The sequence below is a fragment of the Streptomyces sp. NPDC056480 genome (genome assembly GCF_042795405.1).
Classification (GTDB): domain Bacteria; phylum Actinomycetota; class Actinomycetes; order Streptomycetales; family Streptomycetaceae; genus Streptomyces.
In genome coordinates, this window is sequence record NZ_JBHTSA010000095.1 from 1 (window position 1) to 15209 (window position 15209).

14 protein-coding genes are annotated in these 15209 nt (G+C 72.6%); 8 read left to right on the plus strand and 6 right to left on the minus strand.

The features are described 5' to 3' along the window. Nucleotides 1-72: 72 nt before the first annotated feature. The 4 genes from ACFQ79_RS30635 to ACFQ79_RS30650 form a co-directional block, all read right to left on the minus strand. Nucleotides 73-1047 carry an acyl-ACP desaturase gene (locus ACFQ79_RS30635; RefSeq protein WP_073904263.1) on the minus strand — a complete coding sequence of 325 codons (975 nt, stop codon included), beginning with the start codon at nucleotides 1045-1047 and terminating at the stop codon, nucleotides 73-75. Nucleotides 1048-1667: 620 nt separating this feature from the next. After that, a complete protein-coding gene (locus ACFQ79_RS30640) occupies nucleotides 1668-3311 on the minus strand; it encodes an ABC-F family ATP-binding cassette domain-containing protein (RefSeq protein ID WP_383589524.1) in 1644 nt (547 codons plus the stop codon). A gap of 264 nt (nucleotides 3312-3575) precedes the next feature. Continuing rightward, nucleotides 3576-3992 (minus strand): SsgA family sporulation/cell division regulator, encoded by a 417-nt coding sequence (locus tag ACFQ79_RS30645; RefSeq protein WP_093873203.1) that lies wholly within the window; start codon nucleotides 3990-3992, stop codon nucleotides 3576-3578. Between the two features lie 183 nt (nucleotides 3993-4175). Further along, complete coding sequence (locus ACFQ79_RS30650) at nucleotides 4176-4640, minus strand: (4Fe-4S)-binding protein (RefSeq protein ID WP_383589526.1); 465 nt, start codon at nucleotides 4638-4640, stop codon at nucleotides 4176-4178. Nucleotides 4641-4716: 76 nt separating this feature from the next. On the opposite strand from ACFQ79_RS30650, the gene ACFQ79_RS30655 reads away from it, so the two are divergent. Continuing rightward, nucleotides 4717-5814, plus strand: a complete 1098-nt coding sequence (locus tag ACFQ79_RS30655; protein WP_383589528.1) for a WD40/YVTN/BNR-like repeat-containing protein — start codon at nucleotides 4717-4719, stop codon at nucleotides 5812-5814. Nucleotides 5815-5935: 121 nt separating this feature from the next. Here ACFQ79_RS30655 and ACFQ79_RS30660 read toward each other — a convergent pair whose 3' ends face one another. Beyond that, nucleotides 5936-6235 carry a YciI family protein gene (locus ACFQ79_RS30660; RefSeq protein WP_383589530.1) on the minus strand — a complete coding sequence of 100 codons (300 nt, stop codon included), beginning with the start codon at nucleotides 6233-6235 and terminating at the stop codon, nucleotides 5936-5938. Between the two features lie 119 nt (nucleotides 6236-6354). Here ACFQ79_RS30660 and ACFQ79_RS30665 point away from each other — a divergent pair, with 119 nt between their 5' ends. The 3 genes from ACFQ79_RS30665 (at nucleotide 6355) to ACFQ79_RS30675 (ending at nucleotide 7715) form a co-directional block, all read left to right on the plus strand. Next, the gene (locus tag ACFQ79_RS30665) at nucleotides 6355-7050 is read left to right on the plus strand and encodes an endonuclease V (protein WP_383589531.1); all 696 of its coding nucleotides are present in this window, start codon (nucleotides 6355-6357) and stop codon (nucleotides 7048-7050) included. 162 nt (nucleotides 7051-7212) lie between these two features. Next, the gene (locus tag ACFQ79_RS30670) at nucleotides 7213-7347 is read left to right on the plus strand and encodes a hypothetical protein (RefSeq protein WP_383589533.1); all 135 of its coding nucleotides are present in this window, start codon (nucleotides 7213-7215) and stop codon (nucleotides 7345-7347) included. Further along, on the plus strand, nucleotides 7344-7715 hold the full coding sequence (locus ACFQ79_RS30675) for a VOC family protein (RefSeq protein WP_383589535.1): 372 nt from the start codon (nucleotides 7344-7346) through the stop codon (nucleotides 7713-7715). The genes ACFQ79_RS30670 and ACFQ79_RS30675 overlap by 4 nt, the downstream gene beginning before the upstream one ends. 28 nt (nucleotides 7716-7743) lie before the next feature. Here the strand turns inward: ACFQ79_RS30675 and ACFQ79_RS30680 are convergent, their stop codons facing one another. Continuing rightward, nucleotides 7744-9033: a saccharopine dehydrogenase family protein gene (locus ACFQ79_RS30680; RefSeq protein ID WP_383589537.1), complete on the minus strand. Its 1290-nt coding sequence runs from the start codon at nucleotides 9031-9033 to the stop codon at nucleotides 7744-7746. A gap of 248 nt (nucleotides 9034-9281) precedes the next feature. On the opposite strand from ACFQ79_RS30680, the gene ACFQ79_RS30685 reads away from it, so the two are divergent. From ACFQ79_RS30685 to ACFQ79_RS30700, 4 genes are all read left to right on the plus strand, one after another. Then, on the plus strand, nucleotides 9282-10439 hold the full coding sequence (locus tag ACFQ79_RS30685) for a CaiB/BaiF CoA transferase family protein (protein ID WP_383589539.1): 1158 nt from the start codon (nucleotides 9282-9284) through the stop codon (nucleotides 10437-10439). A 66-nt stretch (nucleotides 10440-10505) separates the two neighbouring features. Continuing rightward, the gene (locus tag ACFQ79_RS30690; RefSeq protein ID WP_383589541.1) at nucleotides 10506-11657 is read left to right on the plus strand and encodes an acyl-CoA dehydrogenase family protein; all 1152 of its coding nucleotides are present in this window, start codon (nucleotides 10506-10508) and stop codon (nucleotides 11655-11657) included. Nucleotides 11658-11748: 91 nt separating this feature from the next. Next, nucleotides 11749-12963 carry an acetyl-CoA C-acetyltransferase gene (locus tag ACFQ79_RS30695; RefSeq protein ID WP_383589543.1) on the plus strand — a complete coding sequence of 405 codons (1215 nt, stop codon included), beginning with the start codon at nucleotides 11749-11751 and terminating at the stop codon, nucleotides 12961-12963. 47 nt (nucleotides 12964-13010) lie between these two features. After that, nucleotides 13011-15185 carry a 3-hydroxyacyl-CoA dehydrogenase NAD-binding domain-containing protein gene (locus ACFQ79_RS30700; protein WP_383589545.1) on the plus strand — a complete coding sequence of 725 codons (2175 nt, stop codon included), beginning with the start codon at nucleotides 13011-13013 and terminating at the stop codon, nucleotides 15183-15185. Nucleotides 15186-15209 lie beyond the last annotated feature (24 nt).

Sequence of the window (15209 nt, forward strand, 5' to 3'; positions counted from 1 at the left end):
GTGGCAGGCTGATCACAGCCTGCCACGCCCGTCTCGTCGTCCGGTGACCGGAGGGGTCGCTCAGCCGGTCGCTCAGCCGGCCGCGCGGGCGGCCATGCGGGCCTTGCGGGCGGCGAGCTTCTCGTCGAACTTGCTGGCCTCGGAGTCCAGGCCGTTCATGTACAGCCCCAGCTCCTCCTGGGCCTGCAGCCCCTCCGGCCCGAGGCCCTCGATCTGGAGGACCTTCAGGAAGCGGAGGACGGGCTGGAGCACGTCGTCGTGGTGGATGCGCATGTTGTAGATCTCGCCGATCGCCATCTGCGCCGCCGCCCGCTCGAAGCCGGGCATGCCGTGTCCGGGCATCCGGAAGTTGACCACGACGTCCCGCACGGCCTGCATGGTCATGTCGGGGGCGATCTCGAAGGCCGCGCCGAGCAGGTTGCGGTAGAAGACCATGTGCAGGTTCTCGTCGGTGGCGATCCGGGCCAGCATCCGGTCGCAGACCGGGTCGCCGGACTGGTGGCCGGTGTTCCGGTGCGAGATGCGGGTGGCGAGCTCCTGGAAGGCGACGTACGCCACGGAGTGCAGCATCGAGTGGCGGTTGTCGGACTCGAAGCCCTCGCTCATGTGCGCCATCCGGAACTGCTCCAGCTTGTCCGGGTCGACGGCGCGCGAGGCGAGCAGGTAGTCGCGCATCACGATGCCGTGCCGGCCCTCCTCGGCGGTCCAGCGGTGCACCCAGGTGCCCCAGGCGCCGTCGCGGCCGAAGAGGCTGGCGATCTCGTGGTGGTAGCTCGGGAGGTTGTCCTCGGTGAGCAGGTTGACGACGAGGGCGATCTTGCCGATCTCGGTCACCTTGGACTGCGCCGGGTCCCAGGCCTCCCCGTCCTCGAAGAAGCCGGGGAAGTTACGGGCGTCGGACCACGGCACGTACTCGTGCGGCATCCAGTCCTTGGTGACCTTCAGGTGCCGGTTGAGCTCCTTCTCCACGACCTCTTCCAGCGCGTAGAGCAGCCGCGCGTCGGTCCACCCTGTCGAGCTGCCGAGGTGGGGAGAGGTGAGCGTCACGGGGACTCCTGGGGACGGAGAGGGGACATGCGGGCATACCTACGAATCCGTAGGTTACGAGACCGTAGGTTAAGGCTCCGTAAGGCGTCGGCCAAGCCCGTCCCGGCGATGTCCGGTTACGTTCCGTTATGTGCGCTGCTCCGGCGGGGCGCCGGAGACGCAGGTCACGTCCTGGGTGCCCGGTGGAGGTCCTCCGAAAAACTACGCAGAGCAGACGCCCGGCGGCTCGGCGCAGTCGGCCGACGGCCCGAAGCGGATGGCTTTCCGGGGCCCGGCTGCGGGCACGGTGTCCGGGGCGCGGGGGTCCAGAGGCAGGGCTCCGGGCCGGGGTCGGTGTGAGCAACCCGATCAAGGGCGCCCTGCGTCGCCTCCCGTCCGCCGTCCGCCGTCCGCCGTCCGCCGTCCGCCGTCCGCCGTCCGCCGTCCGCCGTCCGCCGTCGACCGCCGCAGCCGCAGCATGTGGCTGCCGGCCGGGGCGGTCGACGCGCACGGTGGCGACGGGGGCTCGCCCCCGTCCTCGCTCCGGGCGGCGGCTGTACCGAGTCCTGGGCGTTGCTCCACCGCTAGCCCGTGCCTTGCCGATCGGGCCGGGCACCCCTGGAGCCCGGCGCGAGCCGGTCCTACCGGGGGCTCGACACCGCTTCCCGCACCTCCTCCGCCGTCGTCGGCCGCAGCTCACCGTCGAGCAGCAGCCAGCGGGTGATCCCCAGCGACTCCAGGAACGCCACGTCGTGGCTCGCCACGATCAGCGCCCCCTCGTACGCGTCGAGGGCCGCCGTCAGCTTCCGTACCGACGCCATGTCCAGGTTGTTCGTCGGCTCGTCCAGCATCAGCAGCTGAGGAGCCGGCTCCGCGAGGAGCAGCGCCGCGAGCGTCGCCCGGAACCGCTCCCCGCCCGACAGGGTGCCGACGGGCTGGTCCGCCCGTGCTCCCCGGAACAGGAACCGGGCCAGCCGCGCCCTGATCGCGTTCCCCGTCGCCGTGGGCGCGAACCGGGCCACGTTCTCCACCACGCTCAGCCCGTCGTCGAGGACATCGAGCCGCTGCGGGAGGAAGCGGAGCGGCACCCGCGCCTCCGTCTCGCCCGAAACGGGCTCGAGCTCCCCGGCGACCGTCCGCAGCAGCGTCGTCTTCCCGGCGCCGTTCCTGCCGACCAGCGCGATCCGCTCCGGACCGCGCAGCTCGAACTCGCCGGCCACCCGGGCCCCGTACCGCAGCTCCAGGTTCCGCAGGAACAGCACCTCGCGGCCCGGCGGTACCGAGGTGCGCGGCAGTTCGACGCGGATCTCGTCGTCGTCCCGCACCGCCTCCACAGCGGCGTCGAGCCGCTCCCGGGCCTCCGAGAGGCGCTCGGTGTGCAGCGCCTTGTGCTTGCCGGCCGAGACCTGGGCCTCGCGCCTGCGGTTGTTCGCCACGATCTTCGGAACGACCTTGTTCTCGAAGCTCTTCTGCCCGTACCGCTTCCTGCGGGCCAACTTCATCTGGGAATCCGAGAGTTCCCGCTTCTGCCGCTGGACGTCCGCCTCGGCGACGCGGACCATCCGCTCCGCCGCGTCCTGTTCGGCGGCGAGCGCGGCCTCGTAGTCGGAATAGGTGCCGCCGTACCAGGCGACGGTGCCGTCCCGCAGATCGGCGATCTGGTCGACGCGCTCCAGGAGTTCGCGGTCGTGGCTGACCACCACCAGGACTCCGGACCAGTTCTCCACCGCCTCGTACAGCCGTGCGCGGGCGTGCAGGTCCAGATTGTTGGTCGGCTCGTCGAGGAGCAGCACATCGGGCCGGGCGAGCAGCAGCGCGGCGAGGCGCAGCAGTACGGACTCGCCGCCGGAGACCTCGCCGACGGTCCGGTCGAGACCGACGGCCCCGAGCCCGAGCTGGTCGAGGGTGGCGAGGGCCCGCTCCTCGACGTCCCAGTCGTCGGCGAGGGCGGTGAAGTGCTCCTCGGCCGCGTCGCCCGCCTCGATGGCGTGCAGGGCGGCCCGCTTCGCGTCGATGCCGAGGATCTCGTCCACGCGCCGGGAGGTGTCCAGAACCAGGTTCTGGGGGAGGTAGCCGAGCTCGCCGGTGACCCGGACCGTGCCGGAGGCCGGGGTCAGCTCGCCGGCGATCAGCTTCAGGAGCGTGGACTTGCCGGAGCCGTTGAGCCCGACGAGCCCGGTGCGGCCGGGGCCGACCGTGAGCCGGAAGTCGTCGACGACCTCGGTGCCGTCGGGCCAGGAGAAGGAGAGCGAGGTACAGGTGATGAACGTGGGGTGATGCGCCATGGAGGCCTCCCGGATGCGTGAGCGCAGACGTGACGTGATGCGACGCGTGGAGACACCGGGGCGCGGGCTGTCTGTCGTCAGAACGGCTCGTACGCCGAGGTCGAGAACGGCACACGCGGCACAGGGGGCACGCGCGGCACGGTGTCTCGCAACCTCAGACGAGCAACGTCCTTCTCCGATCAGACGACGACGTGGACGTGATGAACGGTAGGCCGGGGAGTACGAGGGGGGCAAACGAATTACGGGCCGCCCCGGAGGCGATCGCTACGGGTGCTCGCGCAGCAGCTCCGCCAGATCCTGGTCCCAGTCCAGGTACTGGTGCTCGCGCCCGGCCGGCACCAGGTGCTGCGAGCGCTCCAGGAAACGGCGCAGTTCCGACGTCCGGACGTGGACCATGGCCACGCCCTCCGGGGCGTGGAACTCGACGACCGTGCGGTCGTACCCGTACGGGCGGAGGCGGACGTCCCCGACACCGGCCGGGCGCTCGACGCCCTGGACGAGCAGCTCACGCGCGAAGGCCCAGGAGACCTCGACACCCTCCAGGGTCGCCGGAGGAGGGAACGCCATGCTGACGGCGTACGGGTCCTCGCGGTCGTACCGCAGGGTGGCGGGGACGGTCTCCATCCGCGGAGCGGATGCGACCAGACGGGCCTGGACGGCCTGCTCGATGACGGCGGACACGACCGGCTCCTTTCACGCGGACTTCGGATCCTGTGCGTCTCCCCGACACCAGGGCACCTGACACCTGACAAGACGAGCGGAGCGGCCGGAACGTGCACTCCGGATGTGCGTGAGCTGCGTCACGGCCGCGTCGAAGTCCGGGCGCGGCGCCGTGGCCGGCTGATCGCCGCAGTCCAGCGCCGGTCAGCGTGCTTCGGCCACGTCGTCGTCGGGCTCGGCGCAGGGACCGGAGTGGTCGCAGTACGGCTGGTTTCCGGAGGCCCCGCAGCCGCAGAGCATCACCCGTGTCTCGTGCCGGTCGCCGGACGCGCCGCTCACGAGCAGGTCCCCGCGCATCACGAGCTGGCCGGACGGCGTCCGGCGGACGGAGGTGGGGGAGTCGGGGTGCTCGACGGAGTCGTCCGCCGGGTGGTACTGCAGTGCCCCGGAGGGGCAACGGCGGACGACCTCCGCCACCAGACCGGCCTCGGCGGCGTCGGGCAGCACCCACGGACGCCGGGAGAGATCGAAGACCTCGGGCAGCCCGTGCACGCACTCGGCCGCGTGCAGACACCGGCGCGGCTCGAAGGTGACGGTGATGCCCTCGCCCTCGTACTCCTTGAGCTTCGGCTTCTCGTCGGGTGCTCGCTCGCCCGTACGGTCGGTCATGGCACCCAGCCTAGGAACGCTCGCCGGGGGACGCACCCTGGACGGGGAGGGGCCGGGGGCACTAGCTTCCGGCGCCATGACGTCCATGGGGAACACGAGACGAATGATGTCGGTGGGACTGATCGGGGCGGCGCTCGCGCTGACCCTGGCCGCACCCGCGCGAGCCGGGGAGACCCCCACGGCGGCGACCGACACGCACACGGCGGGCTGGCAGCTGACGCCGACCGGTACCGACGCCCGGTTCCGCGGGCTCGCGCCCGTCGACCGCAGGACCGCCTGGGCCGCGGGCTCGAAGGGCACGGTGCTCCGGACCACCGACGGCGGCCGGAGCTGGCGGGACGTCTCACCGCCCGGTGCGGGCGAGCTGGAGTTCCGTGACGTGGAGGCGTTCGACGCCCGCCGGGCCGTCGTCCTCGCCATCGGGGAGGGCGAGGCCTCGCGCGTGCTGCGCACCGAGGACGGTGGCGCCACCTGGACCGAGTCCTTCCGCAACACCGATCCGCGGGCCTTCTACGACTGCATGACCTTCTTCGACCGCCGGCACGGACTCGCCATGAGCGACCCGGTCGACGGCAGGTACCGCATCCTCTCCACCCGCGACGGCGGCCGTTCCTGGCAGGTGCTGCCGAACACCGGGATGCCGGACGCGCTCCCCGGTGAGGCGGGCTTCGCCGCGAGCGGCCAGTGCCTGGTGTCGGCCGGGCCGAGGGACGTATGGCTGGCGACGGGCGGCGGCGCCACCGCGCGCGTGCTCCACTCCGCCGACCGGGGGCTGACCTGGACCGTCACCGACACGCCGATCCCGGCGGGCGACCCGGCCCGTGGCGTCTTCGGCCTCGCCTTCCGCGACCGCGCGCACGGCATCGCCGTCGGCGGCGACTACCGCAAGGACCAGCCGTCCCCGCAGGCCGGCGCGGTCACCGGGAACGGGGGCCGTGGCTGGCGCGCCTCGGCCACGCCGCCGCCCGCTTACCGCTCCGGCGTCGCCTGGCTCCCGCACAGCCGGAACGCGGCGCTCGCCGTCGGCCCGACCGGCACGGACCTCACCACCGACGGCGGCCGCACCTGGCGCACGGTCGACACCGGCTCGTACGACACGGTGGACTGCACGCCGGACGGCTCCTGCTGGGCGGCGGGTGAGAAGGGCAGGATCGCCCGACTGGGCCGCCACTGACGGGAGGGGCGCCGGGGGCGGCCGCCGGAAGGGACCGTCAGGGCCGCCGGGGGCCGCCGGGGGCCGCCGGGAGGGCCGCTGTGGAGAGGTCGCTGAGGAGAGGCCGATCAGGAGAGGCCGCTCAGGAGGGAAGCTGCTCCCGGAACGCGGCGAGTTCCTCGGTGGTCCTGGTCGCGTAGAACTCCGTGATCCGGTACGCGCAGACGCCCTCGACGCTGAACGGGTCGGCCGCCACGATCCTCTCGATCTCCGCGCGGTCGACCCCGGCGGCCAGGATCACGCCGCCGTCGCGCGGGTTCTTGCGCCCCGAGGCGACGACGACACCGGCGGCGTACTGCGCGTCGAGCCACTCGATGTGGGCGTCGAGCAGCGCGTCCACGCGCTCGACCGGCGCGGTGTAGGTCAATTCCAGAACGAACATGATCGCCAGGCTACCGGGCGAGGCACGGACCCCGGCCGGCCGTCCCAGCCCCCGGACGGTGCCTACCCGGGCACGGGGAGGGGAGCCGGTCGGCGGCCGACCGTAGGGTGGCCCGCATCATGACGATCATCGAGATTCCGGCGGGCTGGCCCGCCGACGAGGCCGCCGCCCGCGCCGTCCAGCAGGAACTGCGCGGACGCCTCGTACGCGACGAGGAGGGGCCGGCGGTCGGCGAAGGACATGTCACGGGGCTCGACGTGGCCTACGACGACGAGCGCGACCTCGTCGCCGCCGCGGCCGTCGTCCTGGACGCGCGGACCCTGGAGGTGGTCGAGGAGTCCACGGCGGTCGGCCGGGTCTCGTTCCCGTACGTCCCCGGGCTGCTCGCCTTCCGGGAGATCCCGACGGTCCTCGCGGCCCTCGGCCGCCTCACCGCCGACCCCGGCCTGCTCGTCTGCGACGGCTACGGCCTCGCCCACCCCCGCCGCTTCGGCCTCGCCAGCCACCTCGGGGTGCTCACGGGCCGGCCGTCGATCGGCGTCGCGAAGAACCCGTTCACCTTCACCTACGAGCAACCCGGCGCGGAACGCGGCGACTTCGCCCCACTCCTGGCCGCCGGCGAGGAGGTCGGGCGCGCCCTGCGCACCCGGGCCCGGGTGAAACCGGTCTTCGTCTCCGTCGGCCACCGGATCTCCCTGCCCCGCGCCTGCGCCCACACCCTCCACCTCACCCCGCGCTACCGCATCCCCGAGACGACCCGCCACGCCGACTCCCTGTGCCGCAGCGCCCTGAAGGAGGCCCTCGGCGAGGCCTGACGCCCTCGGAGCGGGCCGGATCCGGGTCGCCGAGACCCTGGTGACGGGGGAGGTGCGAACGGCCGGGACCGGGACCGGGCCGAAACTCCCGGGTAGGCCGAACGGCAAGCTGAGTACCCGTACGGATACCGGGTCGTGCGGGGGACCGGCAGAGTGGGGTGCATGACAACACCCCTTTCCGTTTCGTCGCGTTCCGCGGGGCGCGGCCCGAACCCGATCCTCGCCGGGGCCGTTCCGGTCGTGCCCGCCCGGGTCCGCGCCGTCCCGTACGTTCCCGCCGACGGGGCCTCGGTGTGATCGGGCGCCTGAGGTGCCTCGTTCTCGACTGCCCCGACGCCTGGGAACTCGCCGAGTTCTACAGGAAGTTGATCGGCGGTGAGGTGGTCGGCCCCGAGCCCAGATGGGCCGTCGGCGAGGGGTCCGCCGTGTTGCGTGGTGACGGCGGTCCCGTGCTCGCCTTCCAGAGCGTGGCCGACCACCGGCCGCCCGTCTGGGGTGCGCCCGAGCAGCAGTTCCATCTCGACGTGCGGGTCGACGACCTCGACGCCGCCCACGAGGCCGTCCTCGTACTCGGGGCCGAGCCGCTCGACGACGGCGGTGGCGAGGCGGCCTGGCGGGTCTACGCCGATCCCGCCGGTCACCCCTTCCGTCTCGTACGGCCCTGACCCCTCCCGTACCGCCGGACCGCGCCGCTCAGCCCCGGTGCGCCACCCGGAAGCGGATGCCCGCCGCCCGCAGCCGGTCGATGAGCGCGTCGCCCATCGCCACCGCAGTCGTCACCTGGCCCGACGTCTTCGGCAGCGGGTCGAAGGCGAGGCTGAGCGCCGACTCGGCGAGCATCTTCGCCGTCTCGTCGTACCCCGGGTCACCACCCGAGACCTCGGTGAACACCCGGCGTCCGCCACCCTCGCCGACGAAGCGCACCGAGAACCAGCTGCGCGCCCGTCGCTCGGCGGACGGGCCCTGTCCCGCCTGGTAACGCTCCATCAGCCAGGCGCGGACCGGCGGAAGTTGGGCCGCCGTCACGCTCGCACCGATGGCCGCGGTGCCCCCGAGGGCCATCGGGAGTGTCTTCACGGAGGCGTAGTGCCGGTAGCGGAAGTCCGGCCCGTACCGGTCGATGGCCGCCGCCGACCGGGCCACGACCTGCGGGTCGAGCGTCGGCAGCGGCAGCGCCCAGGTCCCGGTCTCCCGGCTGAACCGCGGCCCGCCCAGCGGCGCACGGGCCCGGCGCCCGACCAACCGCGGTTCGTACAGCCGCCGTTCGTGCGCCGCCCGCAGAATCTCCCGGCCCCGGCCGAACGCGGTCAGCGCGGACGCGAAGGTGCCGCCGGAGAACTGCGCCCCGGCCCGGACGAAGCCGTCCACCCGGAGCGGTACGCCCTCCGGGAGCTGCTGGACGGTGAAGTACACACCCAGGTCGTGCGGGACGGAGTCGAAGCCGCAGGCGTGCACGATGCGGGCGCCGGTCTCCCGGGCGCGCGCGTCGTGGCGTACGTACGTCAGGTCGACGAACTCGGCCTCGCCGGTCAGGTCCACATAGTCCGTCCCCGCCTCGGCGCACGCGCCGACGAGCCCGTCGCCGTACCAGACGTAGGGGCCGACCGTGGTGGCCACCACCCGGGCGGACTCGGCGAGTTCGCGCAGCGAGCCGTGGTCGGCGGCGTCCGCGACGACCAGCGGCAGCTCGGCGCAGTGCGGCCACCGGGCGGCGAGCCGCTCGCGCAGCGCCGTGAGCCCGGCCCGGTTGCGCCCCGCGAGCGCCCAGCGGCACTCCGCGGGCGCGTGCGCGGCCAGATACTCGGCGGTGAGTTCGCCGACGAATCCGGTCGCCCCGAAGAGAACCACGTCGTAGGCCCTGACCGCCGGCTGCCCTTCGGCCGCCTGCGGGCCCCCGGCCGTCTGCCGTCCTCCGGCCGCCGGCCCCGCTCCGACCTCGTGCCCCGCTCCGGCCTCCCGGCCCGCGTCCGCCCCTGTGTCCATGCAGCCCCTCGTTTCGGCCGTGCCGCGCCGCCGTGCGCGGTTCTCGTCGGCGGAGGATAGCGGGTCCCGCACCGCACCCCGCCGCCGCCCTACTCCCGAGTACCCGTCCCGGGTAACCGTGGGTACACCCACCTCCCGCCTCCGGTGATTTCCAAGCGCTTGCTCGGCCGGGGGGCTTGTGCCGAGTGGAACACGTTCCTAGCATCTCCGGTGTTACATCATTGGTGTCACACATGCCTGGGGGCTCGATGAGCACGACGCACACCGCCGGGAACGGCCCGCTCACCGGGGTACGCGTGGTCGAACTCGCCGGCATCGGGCCCGGACCCTTCGCCGCGATGCTCCTCGCCGACCTCGGCGCCGACGTCGTCCGCGTCGACCGCCCCGGCGGTCCCGGCCTGGGCATCGACCCGGCCCGCGACCTCACCAACCGCAACAAGCGCTCGGCCGTCGTCGACCTCAAGGCGGAGGACGGCCCCGCCACCGTCCTCGACCTCGTCGCACGCGCCGACATCCTCATCGAGGGCTACCGGCCCGGCGTCGCCGAGCGCCTCGGCGTCGGCCCCGACGCCTGCCTCGCCCGCAACCCGCGCCTCGTCTACGGCCGGATGACCGGCTGGGGCCAGGAGGGACCGCTCGCCGCGACCGCCGGACACGACATCGGCTACATCGCGATCACCGGCGCCCTCGGCATGATCGGCCCCGACCCCGAAGGGCCGCCCACCATCCCCGCCAACCTCGTCGGCGACTACGCGGGCGGCTCCCTCTACCTCGTCGTCGGCGTCCTCGCCGCCCTCCAGCACGCCCGCGCGCACGGCGAGGGCCAGGTCGTCGACGCGGCGATCGTCGACGGCACCGCCCACCTCACCACCATGATCCACGGCATGCTCGCCGCCGGCGGCTGGCAGGACAGGCGGGGCGTCAACCTCCTGGACGGCGGCTGCCCCTTCTACGGCGTCTACGAGACCTCCGACGGCGGCCACATGGCGGTCGGCGCCTTGGAGGAGCAGTTCTACACGGAGTTCGTGCGCCTCCTCGGCGTGGAGGAGGCCGCCCCCGCCCGCCGCGACCTCGGCCGCTGGCCCGAACTGCGCGAGGCCGTCGCCGACCGGTTCCGGAGCCGTACCCGCGAGGAGTGGACCGCCGTCTTCGAGGGCAGCGACGCCTGCGTCGCCCCCGTCCTCTCGATGCGCGAGGCCCCGGCCCACCCCCATCTCGCCGCCCGCGGCACCTTCACCGAGCAGGGCGGCATCGCCCAGCCCGCCCCCGCGCCCCGATTCTCCGCCACCCCCGGCACCCTCCGCAGGGGACCCGCCCTGCCCGGCGCCGACACCGCCGAGGTCGCCCGCGACTGGGACGTACCCGCCCTGGAGAGCCAGGCCGGGCCCCGGGAGTCCGACGCGTGAACCGACCGACCGGGCCCCGGGAGTCCGACGCGTGAACCGACCGACCGAGACCCAGGAGACCGCCGTATGAAGCGCCAGCTCTACACCGCCGACCACGAGGCCTTCCGGGCCACCGTCCGCACCTTCCTGGAGAAGGAGGTGCTCCCGAACTACGAGCAGTGGGAGAAGGACGGCATCGTCTCCCGCGAGGTCTGGCTCGCCGCCGGACGGCAGGGCCTCCTCGGCATCGCCGTCGACGAGGAGTACGGGGGCGGCGGCAACCCCGACTTCCGCTATGCGTCCGTCCTCGCCGAGGAGTTCACCCGGGCCGGCACCCCCGGGCTCGCCATCGGCCTGCACAACGACATCATCGGCCCGTACCTCACCTCGCTCGGCACCGAGGAGCAGAAGCGGCGCTGGCTGCCCGGCTTCTGCTCCGGCGAGACCATCACCGCCATCGCCATGACGGAACCCGGGGCGGGCTCCGACCTCCAGGGCATCCGTACGACCGCCGAGGACCACGGCGACCACTGGATCCTCAACGGCTCCAAGACCTTCATCTCCAACGGCATCCTCGCCGACCTCGTGGTCGTCGTCGCCCGGACCACCCCCGAGGGCGGCGCCCACGGCCTCTCCCTCCTCGTCGTCGAGCGCGGCGCGGAGGGCTTCGAGCGCGGCCGGAACCTCGACAAGATCGGCCAGAAGTCCCAGGACACCGCCGAACTGTTCTTCCACGACGTCCGCGTCCCCAAGGAGAACCTGCTCGGCGAGCTCAACGGCGCCTTCGTCCACCTGATGACCAACCTCGCCCAGGAACGGATGGCGATCGCCGTCGCCGGCATCGCCGCCGCCGAGCACCTCCTGGAGATCACGACCACGTACGTCAAGGAGCGCGAGGCCTTCGGGCGCCCGCTCTCCCGGCTCCAGCACATCCGCTTCGAGATCGCCGAGATGGCCACCGAGTGCGCCGTCACCCGCACGTTCGTCGACCGCTGCATCGAGGAGCACAGCGATCCGGACGGTGCCGGGCTCGACGCCGTCCACGCCTCCATGGCCAAGTGGTGGGCGACCGAACTCCAGAAGCGCGTCGCCGACCGCTGTCTGCAACTGCACGGCGGGTACGGCTACATGAGCGAATTCCCGGTCGCGCGCGCCTATACCGACGGCCGGATCCAGACCATCTACGGCGGCACGACCGAGATCATGAAGGAGATCATCGGCCGTTCCCTCCTCGGCTGACGAAGGGCGGCCCCGGCCCTCTTCTCCGCTCTCCTCCCGTTCCCCTCCCCGTTCCACCCACCCTCATCGCCCTCATCGCGAAAGGCTTCCCGTGAGCACCGAAGCGTACGTGTACGACGCGATCCGCACCCCGCGCGGACGCGGCAAGGCCAACGGCTCCCTGCACGGCACCAAGCCGATCGACCTGGTCGTCGGCCTCATCCGGGAGATCCAGACCCGGAGCCCCGGCCTCGACCCGGCCGCAATCGACGACATCGTCCTCGGCGTCGTCGGCCCCGTCGGCGACCAGGGCTCCGACATCGCCCGGATCGCCGCCATCGCCGCCGGACTCCCCGACACCGTCGCCGGCGTCCAGGAGAACCGCTTCTGTGCCTCCGGTCTCGAAGCGGTCAACATGGCCGCGATGAAGATCCGCTCCGGCTGGGAGGACCTCGTCCTCGCCGGCGGTGTCGAGTCCATGTCCCGGGTGCCGATGGCCTCCGACGGCGGCGCGTGGTTCGCCGACCCGATGACCAACCTGGAGACCAACTTCGTCCCGCAGGGCATCGGCGCCGACCTCATCGCCACCATCGAGGGCTTCACCCGCCGCGACGTCGACGAGTACGCGGCTCTCTCCCAGGAGCGCGCCGCGGCCGCCGTCAAGGACGGCCGCTTCGACCGGTCGATCGTCCCCGTCAAGGACCGCGCGGGACTGACCGTCCTCGACCACGACGAGTTCCTGCGCCCCGGCACCACCGCCGACTCGCTCGCCCGGCTCAAGCCCTCCTTCGCCGACATCGGCGAGCTCGGCGGCTTCGACGCCGTCGCCCTGCAGAAGTACCACTGGATCGAGGAGATCGACCACGTCCACCACGCCGGCAACTCCTCCGGCATCGTCGACGGCGCCTCCCTCGTCGCCATCGGCTCGAAGGAGGCCGGCGAGCGCAACGGCCTGACCCCCCGCGCGCGGATCGTCTCGGCCGCCGTCTCCGGCTCCGAGCCGACCATCATGCTGACCGGCCCCGCGCCGGCCGCCCGCAAGGCCCTCGCCAAGGCCGGCCTCACCATCGACGACATCGACCTGATCGAGATCAACGAGGCCTTCGCCGCCGTCGTCCTGCGCTTCGTCAAGGACATGGGCATCAGCCTGGACAAGGTCAACGTCAACGGCGGCGCCATCGCGCTCGGCCACCCGCTCGGCGCCACCGGCGCGATGATCCTCGGCACCCTCGTCGACGAGCTGGAGCGGCAGGACAAGCGCTACGGCCTGGCCACCCTCTGCGTCGGCGGCGGCATGGGCATCGCCACCGTCGTCGAGCGCGTCTGACCGTCCCGTCCGAACCCCTCTTCACGGATCCACGGAGAAGCAGAGACATGAGCGAGAGCACCACCATCCGCTGGGAGCAGGACGCGACCGGGATCGTCACCCTCGTCCTCGACGACCCGAACCAGTCCGCCAACACCATGAACCAGGCCTTCCGGGCCTCGATCGTCGCCGTCGCCGAACGCATCGAGGCCGAGAAGGACTCCATCCGCGGCATCATCTACACCTCCGCGAAGAAGACCTTCTTCGCCGGCGGCGACCTCAAGGACATGGTCCAGGCGGGCCCCGAGCACGCCCAGGACATCTTCGACGGCGCCCTGCAGATGAAGAACGCGCTGCGCCGCATCGAGACCCTCGGCAAGCCCGTCGTCGCCGCGATCAACGGCGCCGCGCTCGGCGGCGGCTACGAGATCGCCCTCGCCTCCCACCACCGCGTCGCCCTCGACGCCCCCGGCTCCAAGATCGGCCTGCCCGAGGTCACCCTCGGCCTGCTCCCGGGCGGCGGCGGCGTCACCCGTACCGTCCGCCTCATGGGCATCACCGACGCCCTGCTCAAGGTGCTGCTCCAGGGGACCCAGTACACCCCGAAGCGCGCCCTCGACAGCGGCCTCGTCCACGAGGTGGCCGCCACCCCCGAGGAGATGATGGCCAAGGCCATCGCCTTCATCGACGCCCACCCCGAGTCCCGGCAGCCCTGGGACGTCCCCGGCTACCGGATCCCCGGCGGCACCCCGTCGAACCCGAAGTTCGCCGCCAACCTCCCCGCCTTCCCGGCCAACCTGCGCAAGCAGCTCAACGGCGCGCCCTACCCGGCGCCGCGCGCCATCATGGCCGCCGCCGTCGAGGGCTCCCAGGTCGACTTCGAGACCGCGGCCACCATCGAGAGCCGCTACTTCACCGAGCTCGTCACCGGGCAGACGGCGAAGAACATGATCCAGGCGTTCTTCTTCGACCTCCAGGCCGTCAACTCCGGTGCCAGCCGCCCCAAGGGCATCGAGGCCCGTCCGGTCCGCAAGGTCGCCGTCCTCGGCGCGGGCATGATGGGCGCCGGCATCGCGTACTCCTGCGCCCGCGCCGGCATCGAGGTCGTCCTCAAGGACGTCTCCGCCGAGTCCGCGGCGAAGGGCAAGGCCTACTCCGAGGCGCTCTGCGCGAAGGCGGTCAAGCGCGGCCGTACGACCCAGGAGAAGGCCGACGCCCTGCTCGCCCGGATCACCCCGACCGCGGAGGTCAGGGACCTGGCGGGCTGCGACGCGGTCATCGAGGCCGTCTTCGAGGACACGGCGCTCAAGCACAAGGTGTTCCAGGAGATCCAGGCCGTCGTCGAGCCCGACGCGCTGCTCTGCTCCAACACCTCGACCCTGCCGATCTCCGTCCTCGCCGAGGGCGTGGAGCGGCAGAGCGACTTCATCGGGCTGCACTTCTTCTCACCCGTCGACAAGATGCCGCTCGTCGAGATCATCAAGGGCGAGCGGACCGGCGACGAGACGATCGCCCGCGCCTTCGACCTGGTCCGGCAGATCAACAAGACGCCGATCGTCGTCAACGACTCCCGCGGCTTCTTCACCTCCCGGGTGATCGGCCACTTCATCAACGAGGGCGTCGCCATGGTCGGCGAGGGCGTCGAGCCCGCCTCCGTCGAGCAGGCCGCGGCGCAGGCCGGCTACCCGGCCAAGGTCCTCTCCCTGATGGACGAGCTGACCCTGACCCTCCCGCGGAAGATCCGCAACGAGACCAAGCGGGCGATTGAGGAGGCCGGCGGCACCTGGACCAGCCACCCGGGCGAGGCCGTGATCGACCGCATGGTCGACGAGTTCGGGCGTCCCGGACGCAGCGGCGGCGCGGGGTTCTACGAGTACGGCGAGGACGGCAGGCGGGGCAGGCTCTGGCCCGGCCTGCGCGAGCACTTCGCCAAGCCCGGGTACGAGATCCCGTTCCGCGACATGCAGGAGCGGATGCTGTTCTCCGAGGCGCTCGACACCGTCCGGCTCCTGGAGGAGGGCGTCCTCACCTCGGTCGCCGACGCCAACATCGGCTCCATCATGGGGATCGGCTTCCCGGCCTGGACGGGCGGCATCCTCCAGTACGTCAACGGCTACGAGGGCGGTCTGCCCGGCTTCGTCGCCCGCGCGCGCGAGCTGGCGGAGACGTACGGCGAGCGGTTCACCCCGCCCGCGCTCCTGGTGGAGAAGGCCGAGCGGGGCGAGGTCTTCACCGACGCGTGACGGGACGGCCACGGGGGGCCGTCG

What these genes read in the sequence shown, in the direction of transcription:
- ACFQ79_RS30640 (WP_383589524.1), bottom strand. Translation starts at nt 3,311, where the DNA reads ATGGCGCATCACCCCACGTTCATCACCTGTACCTCGCTCTCCTTCTCC.
- ACFQ79_RS30650 (WP_383589526.1), bottom strand. Translation starts at nt 4,640, where the DNA reads ATGACCGACCGTACGGGCGAGCGAGCACCCGACGAGAAGCCGAAGCTC.
- ACFQ79_RS30655 (WP_383589528.1), top strand. Translation starts at nt 4,717, where the DNA reads ATGACGTCCATGGGGAACACGAGACGAATGATGTCGGTGGGACTGATC.
- ACFQ79_RS30660 (WP_383589530.1), bottom strand. Translation starts at nt 6,235, where the DNA reads ATGTTCGTTCTGGAATTGACCTACACCGCGCCGGTCGAGCGCGTGGAC.
- ACFQ79_RS30665 (WP_383589531.1), top strand. Translation starts at nt 6,355, where the DNA reads ATGACGATCATCGAGATTCCGGCGGGCTGGCCCGCCGACGAGGCCGCC.
- ACFQ79_RS30670 (WP_383589533.1), top strand. Translation starts at nt 7,213, where the DNA reads ATGACAACACCCCTTTCCGTTTCGTCGCGTTCCGCGGGGCGCGGCCCG.
- ACFQ79_RS30680 (WP_383589537.1), bottom strand. Translation starts at nt 9,033, where the DNA reads ATGGACACAGGGGCGGACGCGGGCCGGGAGGCCGGAGCGGGGCACGAG.
- ACFQ79_RS30685 (WP_383589539.1), top strand. Translation starts at nt 9,282, where the DNA reads ATGAGCACGACGCACACCGCCGGGAACGGCCCGCTCACCGGGGTACGC.
- ACFQ79_RS30690 (WP_383589541.1), top strand. Translation starts at nt 10,506, where the DNA reads ATGAAGCGCCAGCTCTACACCGCCGACCACGAGGCCTTCCGGGCCACC.
- ACFQ79_RS30700 (WP_383589545.1), top strand. Translation starts at nt 13,011, where the DNA reads ATGAGCGAGAGCACCACCATCCGCTGGGAGCAGGACGCGACCGGGATC.